The 19,131-nt window shown below is 36.6% G+C and carries 11 protein-coding genes; 5 read left to right on the top strand and 6 right to left on the bottom strand.

Annotated elements, in window-relative coordinates:
- Positions 1-148: 148 nt before the first annotated feature.
- The 5 genes from B0A80_RS00380 to B0A80_RS00400 form a co-directional block, all read right to left on the bottom strand.
- A complete protein-coding gene (locus B0A80_RS00380) occupies positions 149-6,943 on the bottom strand; it encodes an RHS repeat-associated core domain-containing protein (protein WP_089076038.1) in 6,795 nt (2,264 codons plus the stop codon).
- A 7-nt stretch (positions 6,944-6,950) separates the two neighbouring features.
- Positions 6,951-7,406, bottom strand: coding sequence for a T9SS type A sorting domain-containing protein (locus B0A80_RS00385; RefSeq protein ID WP_089076039.1), 456 nt, complete (start codon positions 7,404-7,406; stop codon positions 6,951-6,953).
- 127 nt (positions 7,407-7,533) lie between these two features.
- The gene (gene glmS, locus B0A80_RS00390) at positions 7,534-9,384 is read right to left on the bottom strand and encodes a glutamine--fructose-6-phosphate transaminase (isomerizing) (RefSeq protein WP_070906355.1); all 1,851 of its coding nucleotides are present in this window, start codon (positions 9,382-9,384) and stop codon (positions 7,534-7,536) included.
- A gap of 10 nt (positions 9,385-9,394) precedes the next feature.
- Positions 9,395-11,017 carry a DUF4270 domain-containing protein gene (locus B0A80_RS00395; protein WP_089076040.1) on the bottom strand — a complete coding sequence of 541 codons (1,623 nt, stop codon included), beginning with the start codon at positions 11,015-11,017 and terminating at the stop codon, positions 9,395-9,397.
- 21 nt (positions 11,018-11,038) lie between these two features.
- Positions 11,039-11,845: a glycogen/starch synthase gene (locus B0A80_RS00400; RefSeq protein WP_017495922.1), complete on the bottom strand. Its 807-nt coding sequence runs from the start codon at positions 11,843-11,845 to the stop codon at positions 11,039-11,041.
- 78 nt (positions 11,846-11,923) lie between these two features.
- Between B0A80_RS00400 and panC the strand changes: the two genes are divergently transcribed.
- From panC to B0A80_RS00425, 5 genes are all read left to right on the top strand, one after another.
- Positions 11,924-12,802, top strand: a complete 879-nt coding sequence (gene panC / locus B0A80_RS00405) for a pantoate--beta-alanine ligase (RefSeq protein ID WP_089076041.1) — start codon at positions 11,924-11,926, stop codon at positions 12,800-12,802.
- 14 nt (positions 12,803-12,816) lie between these two features.
- A complete protein-coding gene (gene panD / locus B0A80_RS00410) occupies positions 12,817-13,167 on the top strand; it encodes an aspartate 1-decarboxylase (RefSeq protein ID WP_017495920.1) in 351 nt (116 codons plus the stop codon).
- Positions 13,168-13,370: 203 nt separating this feature from the next.
- A complete protein-coding gene (locus B0A80_RS00415; protein ID WP_089076042.1) occupies positions 13,371-14,525 on the top strand; it encodes an alpha/beta hydrolase in 1,155 nt (384 codons plus the stop codon).
- A complete protein-coding gene (gene radA, locus B0A80_RS00420) occupies positions 14,525-15,886 on the top strand; it encodes a DNA repair protein RadA (RefSeq protein ID WP_017495918.1) in 1,362 nt (453 codons plus the stop codon). Before B0A80_RS00415 ends, radA begins: the two co-directional genes overlap by 1 nt.
- 17 nt (positions 15,887-15,903) lie before the next feature.
- Positions 15,904-17,868, top strand: coding sequence for a transglycosylase domain-containing protein (locus B0A80_RS00425; RefSeq protein WP_089076043.1), 1,965 nt, complete (start codon positions 15,904-15,906; stop codon positions 17,866-17,868).
- A 131-nt stretch (positions 17,869-17,999) separates the two neighbouring features.
- On the opposite strand, the gene B0A80_RS00430 is transcribed toward B0A80_RS00425, so the two are convergent.
- The gene (locus B0A80_RS00430) at positions 18,000-19,037 is read right to left on the bottom strand and encodes an NADP(H)-dependent aldo-keto reductase (protein ID WP_026109928.1); all 1,038 of its coding nucleotides are present in this window, start codon (positions 19,035-19,037) and stop codon (positions 18,000-18,002) included.
- Positions 19,038-19,131: the final 94 nt, after the last annotated feature.

Consider the following 19,131-nt stretch of genomic DNA (forward strand, 5'->3'; position numbering starts at 1 on the left):
AAAAATAAATATTTATTTTTAGATGTATTATTAATTATTCTTATAACAACTTCTGCCTCGGAGTTCGATGTTGCTGTTATTGTTAAATCTTTTTTCTGTGAGTAAAAATTTAATACAGAAAGGCTGAAAATAAACATTAATATATTTCTCATCTGTGGTACAATTTAGGATCATAAAAATAATTACTGTCATTTGAAGCACCTAGACCTCTAACAAAGTTAAACGCCCCTTTTTCAAAATAATCGGTATAAGCATTTTGCAATCTATCACCTTTCAAACCGCTAACATATCGTAAATTATACATTGCCATTCCAGCATTGCCTGAATAAAAATCTCCTGCATGATAATATTCATGCAGAATAGTTCTTGCTAATATGTAATTTGACTTGAAAGCAGAATTATAAAATTTAATCATAGTTTTACTACCACCATTACCATTTTCACTCATTTCATATTCGAAATCACCATTTTTAGAGCCATTAGTTCCGCCAACGATTACCTGAGGTCTACTTTCATTATCTATCATGTCTTTTGTAAATAAACTATGTACTTCCTTTTTTATACTTGCAACAGAACTTTTATTAATTTCTGGGCGACCATCAGGATCAGACAATTTTGATCTTATCATATTTCTTTCCTTAATCATATGTGCGAAATGATTCAGCCCACTGACCACAAGTCCTGTAACGGCCCCCTGCCAAAAATTACCTCCTGTTAAAGCAGCTCCTGTTCCCCCGGCAACAGTACCAAAAGCTACTGTGCCCAAATCTCCCAGATTATCACCAATGCTATTAAAACCGGTACCTGCAATACCTACGGTTTTTCCGCCAACTGTAGTAGTATTGGTTCCTCCTTGGTACAGACTACTCGCAATACTACTCAAAGCCCCTGCAGCAAAACCACTCCAAAATTTACCTCCTGAAATTGCCGTCATACTTCCCTGAAAAGTACCATGTGCAACTGCGCTAACCGCAGCCTTGACATAAAAATTACCAATTGTACCCGCTGCACTTCCTATTCCAAAGGTCACTGCTGCACTTGCCGCACCAATAAAAGTAGACTTAACCAAACCTCCTACGCTAAATGGCACATCGGCTAGCAAGGCTGTTAAAGTGTAAGTTACGGCTGCTATAGCTGCCCCAATACCTACTGCCGCTAAAAATCCTATTTCAGCATATTCTCCACTCGGATCTGTATACTTCAATGGGTTATTGAGTACATACCCATAACGATTGTAGTTCTGGGTATTGGCTGGATCTTGTATAAAATTATCCGGTTGTAGGAAACGATGCAGTTTCGGATCGTACAAACGACCATTCATATTGATAATCCCTATGCTCTGCAAATGCTCGTGCCCCGTATAACCGCGATCCAAAACAGTCAACAATCCTAAATCTGTACCAGCTCCGTTTTGCACTTTTAATACCGCTCCCCAAGCATCAAAGAGTCGTTTTTCGACAATTGAACCACTGTTATCCGTTACTGCCAAGATAGTGCCCTGATAATCTCTATGTAAATATAAATAATTTTGTGCTGTTCCATCGCTTTTTACTACAAGGGGAGCACTATAACCATCTCCCCCAATGTAGGTTACAAATTCTAGAACACCCGCAGTTCGGTTTTCTTTAATCTCCATAGTCCCGTCACCCGAGTAATGTTTTCTAAGCGGACGAAGCAATTTATCTTCTTGCCCTCCTCCATAAAACATCGTACTGCGATCGTTACCATCATTATAGGTAAAACTAAGATACTCGATATAATTTCCATCACGTCCACGTTCCTTAATAGTTGCAGGGCTCTTAAACGTATTATAAGCAATATCTAAATCCAGCTTTGGAGCTGAATTGGCACCTGTACCTCTGTTTTTATAATAATCTAATGCCTGAGTAGATAATGTAATCGAGTTATTTTGATATGTTTTTCCAGTTACAGTATAATTATAAGTCCCCAAATTGTTTTGGGTAATTTTACCTTTTGCATCGTAAGTCTGTGTTTCTTGCTGACCCTGCGCATTATTATAGGTCAGTAATCGGTCTAATTCGTCATATGTAAAGTTTTCATTCCAATTAAACAGGTTATTCGTTCTATTGGTCAGATTCCCTCTTTTAGGTTCAAAAGCGGTTGTCAGAGTCATTACGTTCCCCGGATTGGCAACCGTTCTATCCCACTTAAACTGTGAGGCATAACCATATTGATCGTAATTATTATTTACGGCAATTCCGTTTCCTAAACTTGCATTTGTTAACTGTCCTCTTTCGTTTAGCGAATTGGTCTGCCACAATACCTGTTGCGTAGCGTCGTCTACAATTTGCCATGCGAAACCATTCTGATAGGTATGTTTTAACTTCTTTGAACTTGATTTACCTCCTATAGCTGCTATTGCTGTTTCTTTATCTGCACGTCCAAATGTATCATAAGTAATTTCTTTGGTGAAAGTAGCATAAGGCGTGTTCTCGATTGTTTTGCTAACTCTTTTATAACTATCATATTCAAATGAATTCGTAATCGAATTCCCCTCCAGATTATTAACAAAAGTACTTGTCGTTATTAAATTAGTAGTTGGATTATAAACATAAGTCGTCTTACTGTTGGTATTATTACCAACTATTGTTTTTTCGGTTATTTTTCCAGCAGAATCATAAACGTAAGCAGTTGTTCCATTTGGTGTAGTCTCCGTTTTAATTTGTGCGAAAGCATCATAAGAGTAGGTATACGTCCCGGCACTTGGATCAGTCATGGCAACTTTATTACCCCACCCGTCTATCGACATTGATACTTTGTTGCCCTGATAATCCGATTCTTTTAGCTGTCCATCAGCATAATAAATAAAATTAACGGCTCCACCCGGATCAGTTGTTTGTATTTTATTTCCTAAAGCATCAACTGTAATGGTTGTTACCTTACCATCATCGTTACTGGTTGTTGTTAATCCTGAATAGGATAAACTTTGCACTTTTCCGGTATGTGATGTTATTTTTTCAGGACGCATTAAATAGTCATACTCGTAAAGGGTCCACTGGCCCGGGGATGAAAAATAAGGCTCACTTTCTTTGGTTTTCCTTCCTAATCCGTCATAAACAATTTGTTTGGATACCCAAGAACCAGATGCAAAACCTTTCGTAGAAGTTACAACCGCTCTTCCTAAAACATCATATCGAGTGGTCGTTGCAGCACCCGTATTATTAACTGATGTGGTGCTATAACCCCCATCTGACAATTTCGTATACCCAACTGTACTGACTAAAGGCGTTGAAGAAACGTTCTGAATTGTGGTACTAATTAATTTACCCCAGTTATCATAAGCATAATCGTTAACAACTCCTAAATAATCTGTTGATTTAGTAACCTGTCCTACAGCATTATAAACAAAATTAGTAACAAAACCCTGGTGATCCGTTTTCTTCACTACAAATCGTTTTGTACTATCATACTCATCGGCAATCGTTCTTGGTACGGGAGCTGTTGGTGCCGCGGGAGCACTAACCGTTTTAGTTAATAAATTCCCTAATGCATCATAACTCATATCCTCTATAATTGGATAGGTATTATGTCCTTTCTTTTCAGTTCTTGTTAAATTTGATCCGGTGTAGGTATACTTTTCCTCAGAGGTACGATTATCACCCGTATAAACTGTCTTCGAAGAATTGATCTTTTTAGGACGTCCTACATAATAAGTGTTACCAACCCCAGTAGGATTATTATCATATTCTGTATCCACAGTAGTAGTTCCCTGCAAAGTACCGCCACTATACTGCTTTAAAACGCTTCTCACCTGTAGACCAAAATAATTAGTACTTTGAACTGTTCCGTCATAACTGAAAGAAGTTTCGTTTTTAACCCCTGTCATATGATCAATAGTTGTTTGTTTGGTAAGCAAAACATTGTAAACACTACCATTTGAATTTGGAGCACTCCCACCCTGAGAAGCTGTTCCGGGAGAAGCAGTAAATTTACTATTGTTATTGGCACTGGCAACAAATCCAGGTTTTAGCATTATTTCAGGTGCCTGATAAATGACTGCTACATCATCATTTACCTTTGAAAAGGAAGTAATAGAACCACTGGCCTTATACGTTTGCCCAACAGTAACAGGATCTTGTATGGTAATTGTATTTGGAATCGTACGTGATGAAACAATATCTCGAGCTCCTTCCGTATAAATAGCAAATTCATTAGTCTTTGTACTCAGTAAATTAGTTGGTGTAGTATTAAATACAGTCGTTCCATCAGTACTAGTCCAGGTAATGGTATTGGCACCTCTTAGCGCAACATCATTAAATTGTGTTGTCCATATTTTAGCATCGCCGCTATTCAAATACCAACTGCTTCTGGTGGTTTTAACAAAACCAACTGTTCCATAATTAAAATTAGACACATAACCTCTATACCTAAAATCCTGATACTTTGAAACACCATTGATTGTTGCCGTAAGCTTAGCAACCAAATAAGCCCCAGAATTCCTTATAATCTCAATGTTAGGATAATTTACTCCATTCTCTGAAGAATAAAAATCAGTTGAAGAATTTCCAAAACTGCTGTTTGCAGCTTCCATTGGTTTATACTCGATGGTTTGTTTTATGTTTCCATTTGATTCTGTTACGCTTATTAATCTGTTTTCGGTATCAACATTTTTATTGAACTGGTAATATTCCACAATGTTATTTTTTGCCCTTACAAATACTAAATCAGTATTAGCCCCATCATATCTGTAATTTGAAACCAAAGGGATTCCCAAAACCGGCGAAGCGTTTCTAAAAATACCCGAGTCATAGGTTTGCATAAAACCCGAAGTATTTCTTTTTCCAACGTTATTTGTAAATGCAGATATCGCCCACTCCGCATCGTGATTATTAATTTTTCCTTCAACTTTAAAATATTTCCTCCACACTCGTACTAAATCAGATTTTCCGTCACCATTTATGTCCATCGCATAATAGTTACTAAAATGAACCTGTGTATCATAGGGTTTACTTTCTTTGCTCGTATCTGGACGATATTCAACTATATCTTGAGATTCTTTTACAAAAAAATCTCCTTTTGCCGGATTTGGGTTACTGTAGTAAATATGCCACTTTACGTGATCCTTACCTCCTTCGGAATCAGGAATCATAATATCTGTTTTTCCATCTCCGTTAAAGTCCCCAAGCAATAATTGTTTCGAAAAAGAGTATTTATCAAGAACTCCCGACCCTAGTAAGTTTGTGTAAGCAAAATTATCCGCTCTCGAGATTTCTATTATTCTATAGCTTCCATCTCGACCGATTTGCAATATATCTGATTTACTATCTCCATTAAAATCACCAACATATTTGACATTTAAAAACGTATCAATTGCTAAATCACTACTTAATACAGTCATATACCCTTTGCTGCCCAAAGCAGTAGATTGATTGGGATCAAGGTCTAAAAGATAAAATGATTCTGTTCCACTACGCTCCGTAATGGTTATCGGACAATCCTGCGGATTAAATACGTATGATGGCTCTCTAACAAATTGCTGTATTTTTGCATCACACTCATTAGTATCCCTAAAAATAAGTATCTCACTTATGCCATTTCCATCAAAATCTCCCTCCTGATATGAAACCATAGGATTTCCACATAAATCTGAATTCTTAAATGCCTCTAAGCATTTTATGGCCAACATTGACCCACTAGCCGTTGTTATAGTCCCTTTCTTTTTCGTTAAATCCAGCGCTATGCTTTTAGTATACTTTTTTTGTATACTTCCCTCGGTCAAATTATAAACATCAAACTCAATAGCTGTTTTATTAATAACGTTAGCATTTACTATCGATTGAAATTGATTTAATTTATTATCAGAGATGGTTGTTGCCACCAAAGAAGAGTTTTTATTTACAACAAATGGTAAGCTAATTGGTGTGTTGCCACTATTTCCAACAAATAAGTTTGTATAAACCTGATTATTGGCAACAAAATCTAATCTTCCGTCACCATCAAAATCACCAGCTAATTGTGCTTCATCAAAATCAAGGTTGTTAATGTATGGTTTTTCTATTTTTGTAGTAGAAGCAGTTGTTTTATCATATTCAAAAACGACAGGATTTGAGGGTTCTCCCTGCGCATTAATTTCCTGAATTTCTTTTACTCTTTGATAGCCAAAAGAATCTTCTGTATGCATTAGTGCATATGTTCTAAATGTCGCATTATTTGCATAGACTGCAATATTTTTTAATATCTGAGTAGCATATAACGAAGTCCCTTTTAAAAAATCACGTTCAACGCGAGCGGCTTCTTCATAATTAAAACTGATTTTATTCTGAGTAGCAATTCCTGCAATTGTATTTCCACTAAAAGCAATATTGTCTATATACAACTGATTTGTACCAGCGTAGGCAACCGTCTTATAATTATAATCTATAAAATTACCATTCACATCTTCATAGTGAACAATGTACCAAGCATTTAACGAAACTGAATTTTGCAAACTTCCCGAACCTTTAGAACCGTACCAGCTTCGTGATCCATCGGGAGCTGTGACGATAAAATAAACGATTGTACCTTCGGTTTTTAGTTCAATTTTGGTATTGCTCTTATATTCTGTTTCATAAGTAGAGCCATTTTCCCAATATGTTCCCGTTTTTATTAATAAACGCTGACCATCTAAGGCTAACTTATCATAACTATCAAAATCAACTCCGTCAACAAAACCATCAATGTCCTTACGAGTAGCAATTCGGCTTATCGTTGAGATGCTATTAATACTCCAACCTTGCCCTGCAATTCCACCTCTTACACCACTACTGTAAGTAAGATTAATTATAGGCGCAACGCTTTTTATACTTGGAGGAGTAGCAATAGGCAAACTATATGTCGCTGTTCCTGCCGCCGAAATTTGTAATTCTCCTTTGGTATCTGTGAAATTTTGAGAAAAAGTTAAATTGGTAATTATAATTAAAATGAAAAGGTAAAATTGCTTCATATGATTTTTATTGCTTGATAATTTTAATCGATTTCTCTCCTCCGTCTTTATAAGAAAGCAAAACAAGATAAACTCCTCCAGGGTAATTTTGAAAAGGAATATTTAAACTATTCCTTCTTTCGTTTCCTCCGTAAGTCTGTAGTATCTGTCCCACGGTATTATACACCTGAACAGAAGTCACATAATTCTCCTCCCCTAACTGCCATTGCAAATAAAGTTCTTCTTTTACAGGATTAGGATAATAAGAGATCACATCTTCGGGGGAAAACTTTAACAAATCATCCTCAGTCAATGCCTCAATTTCTTTAACGTCTTCTACCTTCTTAGCAGACTGAGAGCAACCGGACAAACACAATTCTCTAAGAATTTGATTTCCTGCCGCATCATAATTAAAAGTAATTTTTTGCTGCGCAGTGGCCAATAAACAAAATTGAAGACCAATAAAAAGTAATAGTTTTTTCATAGAATCGCTTTTAACGAATTTTTTGCAAATATAGAACTGCAATCCCCCTCCTACAAAAAACAAGCAAAAAAAATGCGAGACCTAAGCCTCGCATTTCTAAACATTTATATGTTTTTAATAAATTATTCTATTCTACCGTCACCGATTTTGCCAAATTACGAGGCTGATCAACATTACAACCTCTCATTACTGCGATGTAATACGAAAGCAATTGTAAAGGTATAGTCGTGATCAGTGGAGACAATGCATCTGAAGTCTCAGGGATCTCAATTACATAATCAGCTAATTCGCGAACCTGTGTATCACCTTTAGTAACTACAGCAATGATTTTACCGCTTCTGGATTTGATTTCCTGAATGTTACTTACAATTTTATCGTAATGCCCTTGCTTAGGCGCAATAACGATAACCGGCATGTGCTCGTCAATCAAAGCGATTGGCCCGTGCTTCATTTCGGCCGCTGGGTAACCTTCAGCATGGATATAGGAAATCTCTTTAAGCTTCAAAGCTCCTTCAAGCGCCACCGGGAAATTATAACCACGTCCTAAATACAAACAATTTGGCGCATCTTTAAATGCTGCTGCAATTTCTTTTGCTCGGTCGTTCGTCTCTAATGCTTCTGCTACTTTTTCAGGGATGATCTCTAACTCTTGTAAATAGGTATGGAAATCAGTATTTGATAACGTTCCTTTTGCTTTACCCAATCGCAATGCGATCATAGTTAAAACTGTAATTTGAGTGGTAAAGGCTTTAGTAGATGCTACTCCAATTTCTGGTCCTGCATGCGTATAAGCACCTGCATGACTTTCTCTTGAAATAGAAGAACCTACGACATTACAAACTCCAAAAACAAACGCCCCGTTTTCTTTCGCCAACTTAATAGCCGCCATAGTATCTGCGGTTTCTCCTGATTGAGAAATTGCAATTACCACATCGTCTTTGTTTATAATTGGATTACGGTATCTGAATTCTGATGCGTATTCCACTTCAACGGGAATACGGGTAAATTCTTCAAAAATGTATTCAGCAACTAAACCAGCATGCCATGAAGTGCCACAAGCAACGATTAAAATTCGTTTTGCGTTTAAGAATTTCTCTAAATTATCTTCAACACCAGCCATCTGAACGATTCCCTCATTTGCATGAAGTCTTCCTCTGTACGTGTCTTTTATAACACTTGGCTGCTCGTAAATCTCTTTCAACATGAAATGATCATAACCTCCTTTTTCAATTTGCTCCAAATTCATTTGAAGCTGCTGAATGTAAGGATCCACTAATGAATCATCTTTAATTTTTCTAACTTTAAGAGGTTTATGCAATCTAATGTTTGCCATTTCACCATCTTCAAGATAGATCGCATTTGAAGTGTACTCAATAAAAGGCGAAGCATCAGAGGCAATAAAATACTCTCCTTCTCCAACACCAATTGCCAATGGACTACCCAATCTTGCAGCTACAATTTCATTTGGGTTCTTTTTATCAAAAACAGCAATTGCGTAAGCTCCTACTACCTGATTTAAAGCAATCTGAACTGCTTTACCCAATTTCAAACCTTCATTTTTCTGAACTTCTTCAATTAAGTTCACTAAAACTTCGGTATCTGTATCTGATTTAAAAGTATAACCTCTCTTTTTTAATTCTTCTTTTAGCGGTGCATAATTCTCAATAATTCCATTATGAATTATAACCAACTCTCCTGAGTTAGAAAGATGCGGGTGCGAGTTTACATCATTTGGAACTCCATGAGTTGCCCAACGTGTATGTCCAATTCCTATGCTTCCGGTTGCGTCTAAGTTCTCTTTGGCTTTAACCTCAAGATCCGAAACCTTCCCTTTTGTTTTACAAAGTTTTATCCCTGATTCAGTGTCATACAACATAACACCGGCACTGTCATATCCTCTGTACTCGAGTCGCTTCAATCCTTTGACTACAATAGGATAAGCCTCTCGATGACCGATATATCCAACAATTCCACACATATATTAATTATTAATTTGGTTTCGTGTAGTAAACTTCAAGCTGTAACTTCTTCCCTGCTGGAATAGTTGCACTTGAAGTGCCTCCAAATAATACCGTCCCTAATGGACTAATAACGGAGGCTCTAGGTGCCTCTGAGATAACGTTGTTTTTTAGTTTCAATTTGTTAGAAGCTATTGTGCTTGCATCACCTGTCACCACCAAACCTAACTTTACGTTTTTCACAGTTGCATTCTTAATCATATTACGAATATGATTGGTTAATCTAATTTTATAGGTAGTACCTCTTTTGGTTGTAGGATCTACATTAATAATCCCACTATATATTGCCTTATTTAATAACGGATTAGAAGAAGAAGTTCCATCGGAAACGTAATCTACAATAGGCACATTATCATCCAGATTATACAAATAAATTCGCTTAGGCTCATAAGATCCCGTCATTTTATCTGCATCGATAGAAAAAACTAAATTAGCCTCATTCACTAACCACTTTTTTGTTCTGATTTCATCCAGCTTAGCACCAAAACCATTCAGTTCCAGTACTGCTAACGATCCTTGCCCTCCTTTTAAATAAAGTCTATCATCTCCGCTCGTCTTATTCGGATTAGTTATTGCACTGGCATAAGCAGGATCTTTTGCTTCTTTAAGCAAACTTGCCGAAGCACCTGTTAACTTAATCGTTAAAGTCTTATCCTCCTTTGTATCCTCAGGATCTGTTGTTATAGCCGTCTTAGCCTTGTACTTAATCGTAATTTTACCATTTGTTGCAAAATTCAGCAAAGCCATATTAGCCGGGCTACTACCTGAACGTTCTACTTTAAAATACAATCCTCTAAAATACTCCTGAAAAACATCGGCAGAGGCCAGTTTTGCAGCCGGAGCTTTAAGAATTTTATCTAAAAAGAAAGCTTTATTCAGATTCAAGCGCATTTCAGGGGCAACTTTAGTACTCGTTTCTTTACCTGTTGTAGGATCAGTACTTACATCTGTGATCTCACTCGCATTGAAGAAAAATTCATCATTTTGTGCTATGTTAGGATCATCATTTAAAGGCTTCCCGGTAGCGACATAAGGTTTTTTAGATTTATCAAAATTGATATAATCCGCTACGCCTGTATCTGTATCCATATCTGTATTATACAACTGTGCAAATTGAGCTCCTCCGTCAAAATAAGAGCTACGCATTTGAACCCCTGACTCATAAACCCCTAATTTAATTTTACCATTAGACGCTCCGTAAATAGAATCCAGTACAAAAGTTCGGCTTCCGTCACTGTTTGCTGTTTTTACATGATTAAAGTAAGGAACACTAAGCACCACACTTACTATTTCAGGTGCATCACCAATCGTAGGTGCATACGTATCCAAACTAACCTGAGTCACAAAACTGGCAGCGGAACTACCAAAAACTGCATTATCGTAAATACCTAAACCATAATTTACCGATCCGTTTGACTGAATTGGGGTTACTTCCTGATTATAAGCTAAAACTTCATATTTTTCAGATTCCAGACCAAAATGATCGTCTCCGATCAAACCATCACCAATCGCATTAAAATCTTTATCGCAAGAATATAAAAGGACAACTGTTGCAACTAATAGTATTTTCTTAACAAAAGAAGTATTGTACATGTGTAATAATAAAGTTTAAATTTAGAGACCCATTGTTTTATAGAAATTTGTATACGCTTCAGCGAATGCATCTTTCGTGGCGAAAGGTAAAAAAGGTTTTCCTGAAGATTCTATAAATTTTGTTAAACTTGGCGATACATGCTCAGAAGCTATAATTACAGCATCAGAATGCAATATACTGGCTTTTAGGATATTTTCGTAGTTAGGGGTTTCCAGATCAGCAACTGATTCATGCGGAACTCCGTCAAATTTTACTTTATTAATCATTTCTAAATCCAGATTCTCATCAAAAGATTGTCCGTAAACAGAGGTTACGATCTTAGTTTCAGAAAATAAAGCTTCATTTTTATAATAGTGCTTCATGTAAATAGGCAACATCGAAGCCAACCACCCGTGAACATGAATAATATCCGGAACCCAGTTTAGTTTTTTTACGGTTTCAACAACTCCTTTTGCAAAAAAGATAGCTCTTTCGTCATTATCCGGATACAAAACCCCGTCTTCATCGGCAAAAGTTGCTTTACGTTTAAAATATTCATCATTATCAATAAAGTAAACCTGAATTCTTTCTTTCGGAATGGAAGCAACCTTAATAATCAATGGCATATCTAAGTCATTCACTACCAAGTTCATTCCTGAAAGTCTAATTACTTCGTGTAACTGGTGTCTTCTCTCATTAATATTTCCATATCTTGGCATGAAAATTCTAATCTGACCTCCTTGATCGTTAATCATTTTCGGAACGTCATAAGACATTAAAGAAACCTCATTTTCAGCCAGATAAGGCACGACTTCAGATGATACATATAATATCCTCTTATCTTTCATAATAGTATTTTACTTAATTTTTGGTAATAAAAACGTTGCAAAATTACAAAATTTTATGCAGTTATTAACTAATATATTATGTTTGCAGTAAATTTTAATAATACTGCCATGCATATTTTCTACGGTAAAGTAGCTTTGATAGCCTATTTGAAAACTATCAAAACCGCAAATTCCACTATTGGATTTGTACCCACTATGGGAGCTTTACACCAAGGGCATCTGGCTTTAATGCAAAGATCACTGAAAGAAAATGACGATACCGTTGTGAGTATTTTTGTGAACCCAACTCAGTTCAACAACCCCGAAGATCTCGAAAAATATCCACGTACTTTAGAAGAAGATGTAAAGAAAATGAGAGGTTTAAGCGACAAAATGATTCTATATGCTCCTAGCGTAGAAGATATCTATGAAGGACATACTGTTTCTGAAGCTTTTGATTTTGACGGTTTAGAAAATCAGATGGAAGGAAAATTCAGACCTGGTCATTTTAACGGAGTCGGAACCATCGTAAAACGTTTGTTCGAAATCGTAACTCCTACCAATGCTTACTTTGGAGAAAAAGATTTTCAGCAGCTGCAGATTGTTAAAAAAATGGTCGAAAAAAATCATTTACCCGTAAATGTTGTGGGCTGTCCTATTTTTAGAGAAGACAACCAACTTGCCATGAGCTCCCGAAACGAGCGATTAACTGCTGATGAACGTAAAGAAGCATCCATAATTTTCAAGGTACTTACCGAAGCAAAAGAAATATTTCAGAAAGACACTCCTGAAGAAACGATTCAGTTTGTCGAAAATTCTTTCAAAGACAACGAAAGATTTGAACTCGAATATTTCGTCATTGCTGACGAATCTACATTATTACCTATAGAACATAAAAATAAAGACAAAAACTACCGTGCCTTTATAGCGGTATTTGTTAATTCTATCAGGTTGATTGACACCATTTCATTAAATTAATTTACCTTTGCACCATGCAAATTCAAGTTATAAAATCTAAAATTCATCGAGTAAAAGTGACCGGCGCTGATTTAAATTATATTGGCAGCATTACTATTGATGAAACTTTACTGGAAGCTTCAAACATCATTGAAGGCGAGAAAGTAGCAATTGTAAACATCAATAATGGCGAACGTTTTGAAACTTACGCAATCAAAGGAGAGAAAAATTCAGGAGAAATTACTCTGAACGGACCTGCCGCGAGAAAGGTTCAAAAAGACGACATTATCATTATCATCTCTTATGCTACCCTGGAGTTTGAAGAAGCTAAAACGTTCAAACCATGGATCATTTTCCCAAATGAAAACGATAATTCGTTAACCTAGTTTTTCCTTTTACACTTTATTCGACTTAGTTTGTTCAACTCCCAATTGACACAAACACTATTTTATTGGTTTAAATTCAATATTGACTTTAATAACAAAAGCGTCTTGCTGTTTTTAAAATTCCTACAATAATAAAAGAGCAAATAAAATGTTATATTGCTACATTATTTCAATACTTTTTAACTCACTGAAATGCCCAACTCATGAAAAAAGTTTACCTACTTATTACTTTAATTTCATTTTCTGTCTTTTCGCAGAAAAAATTCGACAACATTAAATCCGAAAAGCTCGGAGAAGAACGAAGAATAACCATTGGACTTCCGGAATCTTACGAAGCCAATCCCGATAAAAAATATCCTGTTTTATACCTACTGGATGGCGATTATTTATTCGATCCTTTTTCCGGCGCTGTAAGTTATGGCACGTATTGGGGAGACTTACCTGAGATGATCATTATTGGCGTCCATCAAAACAAAAACGACGAACGCGAAGACGATACTACTATTGATCAAAATACCGGACTGCCATTTGAAAAAGGAGCCAACTTTTTTGAATTTGTGGGAGCTGAATTAGTTCCTTATATTGAGAAAAAATACCGTACCTCGCCTTTCAGAATTATTGCCGGTCATGATGTAACCGCCAGTTTCATTAATTTTTACCTTTACAAAGAGCAGCCTCTTTTTAATGCTTACATTGCTTTTAGTCCTGAACTCGCTAATAAAATGGAAATTAGAGTGCCTGAGAAACTTGCCAAAGTTACAGAACCAGTATTCTATTATCTTTCTGCAGCCGATGGAGACAATAAAAAACTCAAAGAACCTATCGAAAAGCTAGACAGCAATATAAAAATTGCCAATAATCCGTTAGTAAGTTACAAATACGATTTATTTAAAGGCACCACTCATTACACTCAGGTTTTACATGCAATTCCAAGTGCCTTATATCAAATTTTCGATGTTTACAAGCCTATTAATTCCTTCGAATACAACAATAAAATTGCCGTTCTGGAAACCGGATATGCTGATTATTTAGAAAACAAATACAATACGATGTCTAAAGTTCTGGGGGTTCAAATACCGGTGAGAATAAGTGATTTCAAAGTAATTGAAAATCTTATTCTAAAAAAGAATGCTTACGACGAATTAGGCAAAATGGCTGAAATTGGAAACGTAAACTATCCGAAAGCCATGTTGGGAGAATATGAATTAGGACTGATGTACGAAAAAATGGGAGATCCTAAAAGAGCTTCTAAAAAATACCAAAATGCTTCTCAAATGGAACCAATAGGTGATTTGAATAAAGATTTGATGTACGAGAAAATGGACCAGATGAATGCATTAGCAAAAACCACCAAATAATGTCAAAAGTTAAAACTTCCTTTTTTTGCCAGAACTGCGGAACTCAATATGCCAAATGGCAAGGGCAATGCAATGCCTGCAAAGAATGGAATACTATTGCCGAAGAAATTATCCAGAAGCAAGAAAAGGTCGCCTGGAAAAGCGAACCTACTTCAAATGGTAAAGCGCCACGTCCTTTAAAAATTAACGAAATTGATTCGGCACAGGAAATTCGAATGAATACTACTGATGGTGAATTAAACCGTGTTTTGGGAGGCGGGATTGTCCCGGGATCCTTAACGCTTTTAGGAGGTGAACCAGGTATTGGAAAAAGTACGCTTTTGCTCCAAATTTCACTTAAATTACCTTACAAAACCTTATACGTTTCCGGCGAGGAAAGTCAGAAGCAAATCAAAATGCGCGCGGAGAGAATCACTCCTAACAGTGACAATTGCTACATTTTGACGGAAACTAAAACGCAGAATATCTTCAAACAAATTGAAGCCATACAGCCTGAAATTGTAATTATCGATTCGATTCAGACTTTACATACCGATTATATTGAATCTACTGCAGGAAGTATTTCTCAAATCCGAGAAACCACTGCGGAACTCATCAAATTTGCCAAAGAAACTAATATTCCGGTTATTCTGATCGGACATATCACAAAAGACGGAAATATTGCCGGACCTAAGATCCTCGAACACATGGTCGATACGGTCTTACAGTTTGAAGGCGATCGTAATCATGTGTACCGAATTTTACGTTCGTTAAAAAACCGTTTTGGTTCCACTGCCGAATTAGGAATTTACGAAATGCTGGGCAGTGGTTTACGCGAGGTATCCAACCCTTCCGAAATTTTAATCTCTCATAAAGACGAAGAATTATCAGGAACAGCAATTGCGACCACACTTGAAGGCATGCGTCCTTTGATGATCGAAATACAATCCTTAGTTAGTACCGCAGTTTACGGAACTCCGCAAAGAAGCACAACCGGTTACAATGCCAAAAGGCTAAACATGATTCTGGCGGTTCTCGAAAAAAGAGCCGGATTTCGTTTAGGAGCGAAAGATGTCTTTTTGAACGTTACAGGCGGAATTTCTGTCGATGACCCCGCAATTGATTTAGCTGTTGTTGCCGCAATTTTATCTTCCAACGAAGACATCCCGGTAACCAAAGGTTTCTGTTTTGCCGGAGAGGTTGGACTTTCAGGTGAAATTCGCCCGGTAAATCGTGTCGACCAACGTATTCAGGAAGCTGAAAAACTTGGATTCACCACTATCTTTGTATCCAAATACAATAAAATTGCGTTAAAAAATATAGGAATCAAAATTGAATTGGTGGCTAAAATCGAAGATGTGGCCAGTATTCTTTTTGGTTAATTTTTATCAACCTACCTATGAGATTTCCAAAACAAAAAATAGCAAAAGCACTTCTGATACTTGCCCTGGTATTGGTAGTGCTTTTTTTAGGATTTTACTTTTTTCGCGATTCACTTCTCAAACAAGCTATCGCTAAAGTAACTCACAAAATGAATACGGAATACAACAGTACATTTTCCGTAAAATCAGCTTCATTTGACGGTTTGTCCGGCATAAAATTAACCAACGTTATTCTGGTTCCTAAAAATGCCGACACACTTTGTCATATTCAAAAAATAGAAACCAGCATCAGTCTTGCCAATTTATTGATTGGTGATGTTCAAATTGGAACTTTAAAAGTCAACAACGGCTACATTCAACTGGTTAAAAAAGGAAATGTTCGCAATTTTGATGCTTTCTTAAAAAAAGACAAATCAGATTCAGACAAAAACGAAAAGCGCAAATACGCTTCCTTTGCTTATCGCATCATTTCGAAACTATTAAATCTGGTTCCGACCGATATGAAGCTTGAGAATTTAAATTTCAGAATCGACGACAATGGCAAAAAAACGTCTGTAGCCATCAACAAACTGGTTTTAGACAACAAACAGCTTGAAACCAACCTTCATGTTCAAAGCAAAGATTTTGATCAGCGATGGAACATTAAAGGCTTTGCCGATCCGAGAAATAAAAAAGCTGACATTCGTTTTTTTAACCTAGATACCGGAGCCATTCGTGTTCCGTACTTAGACGAACGCTACAACTTAAAAGCGAGCTTTGATTCGATTCGCCTGAATGTTCAGAATATTGAAAAAGACGGCAGCGAATTACATCTTGACGGTTATACGTCTATCACTAATTTAAAAATCAATCATCCGAAAATTGCCAGCAAAGATGTTGTGATTAAAAATGCCCGTTTTGATTATCGTTTCTTACTGGGAGATAGTTTTATTTCGATCGACAGCACTTCGACCATGCAGTTGAATAAAATCAAACTGCATCCTTATGTTTCTTATGACACTGAGAAGGATACCGTTTATACTTTAAAGGTAAACATTCCTAAAATGCAGGCACAAGATTTTATTGTTTCTCTGCCGGAAGGTTTGTTTACCCATTTTGAAGGAATGGAAGCTGCCGGAAGTTTTGACTACAAACTCGATTTTAAATTCAATAAAAACAAACCGAATGCTTTGGTTTTTGATAGTAAACTCAACAAAGAAGGTTTAAAAATCACGAAATACGGCGAGGCAGATCTAAACAAGCTGAATGGAGAGTTTGTTTATCGCGCTATTATTCAAAATGTGCTGCAACGCCCGGTTTTGGTTGGAAATGCAAACCCTAACTATACGCCTTTAGATCAAATTTCACCTTATTTACGAAAATGTGTTCTGACGACTGAGGATCCGTCGTTCTTTTCGCATCGTGGTTTTATCAATGAAGCTTTTAAACAATCCATTTTAAAAAACATCAGAACCAAAAAATTCTCACGCGGCGCAAGCACCATTAGCATGCAGCTGATTAAAAATGTTTTCCTGACCAGAGAAAAAACACTTTCACGCAAACTCGAAGAAATTTTACTGGTATACATTTTAGAGAACAATCGCGTTGTAAGCAAAGAAAGAATGCTGGAAGTTTATTTCAACATTATCGAATGGGGACCTAATGTGTACGGGATTGGAGAAGCAAGTCATTTTTACTTCCAGAAAAGCCCCGCTAATTTGAATGTTGATGAATGTCTGTACTTAGCGACAATTATTCCGAAACCCCGAAAATTCATGTATCAATTTAATGATCAAGGCAATTTAAGGGATTACGCATTGAAAAATCAAAAATTCCTGAAGAATTTAATGTTCCGAAGAGGTTTGTTGGTTCCTGAAGATACGCTTGGACAATTACCCGTTTACATCTCGGGAAATGCGCGTTCCCTGATAAGAATTAAAGCTCCCGATTCTACAGTGGTGAAGAATGATTCTTTGGCGATTGAAGACGAATTTGACCTGTAAAACACGGATTTCATGGATTGGCACTAATTTTAGGCTTAAAATCACTTATCCTCTACATAAAAATTCCACAAACTAACACGAGTTCAATCCGTGTTAATTTGTGGAATTTGTGTTTAATTTAGTAGTACTAATTAAGGAGCCGGATCAGGAATTATGGCCTGAACAGCATTAATTTCGGCTATAATTTCTTCTGACAACACTACATCAATCGTATCAATATTTTCTTTTAGCTGCTCCATAGTTGTGGCACCAATAATAGCGCTTGTTAAAAATGGCTGCTGTAACACAAATCCCATCGCTAATTGAGTTAAGGTCAAACCATGTTTAATCGCGATTTCCTGATATAACTTTGTGGCCTGTGTACTTTGTGCACTGTTGTAACGTGTATATTGCGGAAAAAGATTAATTCTGGCATTTGGATGCGCTTCTCCGGTTAAAAATTTACCCGTCAAAACTCCAAAGGCTAAAGGAGAATAAGCCAACAATCCCACGTTTTCATACTTTGAAACTTCGGCAGAACCTACTTCAAAAAGACGATTCAGCAAACTGTACGGATTTTGAACTGTTTTAATTCTTGGAAGGTTCTGGTATTTGCTTTCTTCTAAAAAGCGCATCATTCCCCAGGCATTTTCATTCGAAACTCCAATATGTTTTATTTTACCTTCTTTAATTAAGCCGTCAAATGTTTCTAGTACTTCTCTAAAGTTGTCTTCCCAAACATCGTCGTGACCGTTAAAAGCACGTTGTCCAAAACAATTGGTTTTTCGCTCCGGCCAATGCATCTGATACAAATCGATATAATCGGTTTGCAGACGTCTTAAACTGTTCTCTAAAGCATATTTGATGCTCGCTGGTGAGAAATCACCTTTTTCACGCATGTACGTGAACGCAGGATTTGGACCGGCAATTTTGGTAGCCAATACCACTTTGTCACGATTTCCCGATTTCTTGAACCAGGTTCCTATAATTTTCTCTGTACTTCCGTAAGTTTCTTCACGTGCGGGAACGGAATACATTTCGGCTGTGTCAAAAAAATTAACGCCTCTCTCCAATGCATAATCCATTTGCTGATGCCCTTCGGCTTCTGTATTCTGTTGCCCGAAAGTCATCGTTCCGAGATTGATTTTACTAACTTTTATGTCGGTATGGGGTAAAGTGGTGTATTTCATTTCTTCTTAAGGCTCTAAGTTACTAAGGAGCCGAATTGCTACGATTTTAAGCTTTCAGCATTCGACTATTAAAACTCAAAGATACGAAGCGATT

The sequence above is a fragment of the Flavobacterium tructae genome, from assembly GCF_002217475.1.
Lineage (GTDB): Bacteria > Bacteroidota > Bacteroidia > Flavobacteriales > Flavobacteriaceae > Flavobacterium > Flavobacterium tructae.

Bases quoted from the DNA above. Each gene is read 5' to 3' on its own strand.
- B0A80_RS00380 (WP_089076038.1), bottom strand. From the start codon at position 6,943: ATGAAGCAATTTTACCTTTTCATTTTAATTATAATTACCAATTTAACT.
- B0A80_RS00385 (WP_089076039.1), bottom strand. From the start codon at position 7,406: ATGAAAAAACTATTACTTTTTATTGGTCTTCAATTTTGTTTATTGGCC.
- glmS (WP_070906355.1), bottom strand. From the start codon at position 9,384: ATGTGTGGAATTGTTGGATATATCGGTCATCGAGAGGCTTATCCTATT.
- B0A80_RS00395 (WP_089076040.1), bottom strand. From the start codon at position 11,017: ATGTACAATACTTCTTTTGTTAAGAAAATACTATTAGTTGCAACAGTT.
- B0A80_RS00400 (WP_017495922.1), bottom strand. From the start codon at position 11,845: ATGAAAGATAAGAGGATATTATATGTATCATCTGAAGTCGTGCCTTAT.
- panC (WP_089076041.1), top strand. From the start codon at position 11,924: ATGTTTGCAGTAAATTTTAATAATACTGCCATGCATATTTTCTACGGT.
- panD (WP_017495920.1), top strand. From the start codon at position 12,817: ATGCAAATTCAAGTTATAAAATCTAAAATTCATCGAGTAAAAGTGACC.
- B0A80_RS00415 (WP_089076042.1), top strand. From the start codon at position 13,371: ATGAAAAAAGTTTACCTACTTATTACTTTAATTTCATTTTCTGTCTTT.
- radA (WP_017495918.1), top strand. From the start codon at position 14,525: ATGTCAAAAGTTAAAACTTCCTTTTTTTGCCAGAACTGCGGAACTCAA.
- B0A80_RS00425 (WP_089076043.1), top strand. From the start codon at position 15,904: ATGAGATTTCCAAAACAAAAAATAGCAAAAGCACTTCTGATACTTGCC.
- B0A80_RS00430 (WP_026109928.1), bottom strand. From the start codon at position 19,037: ATGAAATACACCACTTTACCCCATACCGACATAAAAGTTAGTAAAATC.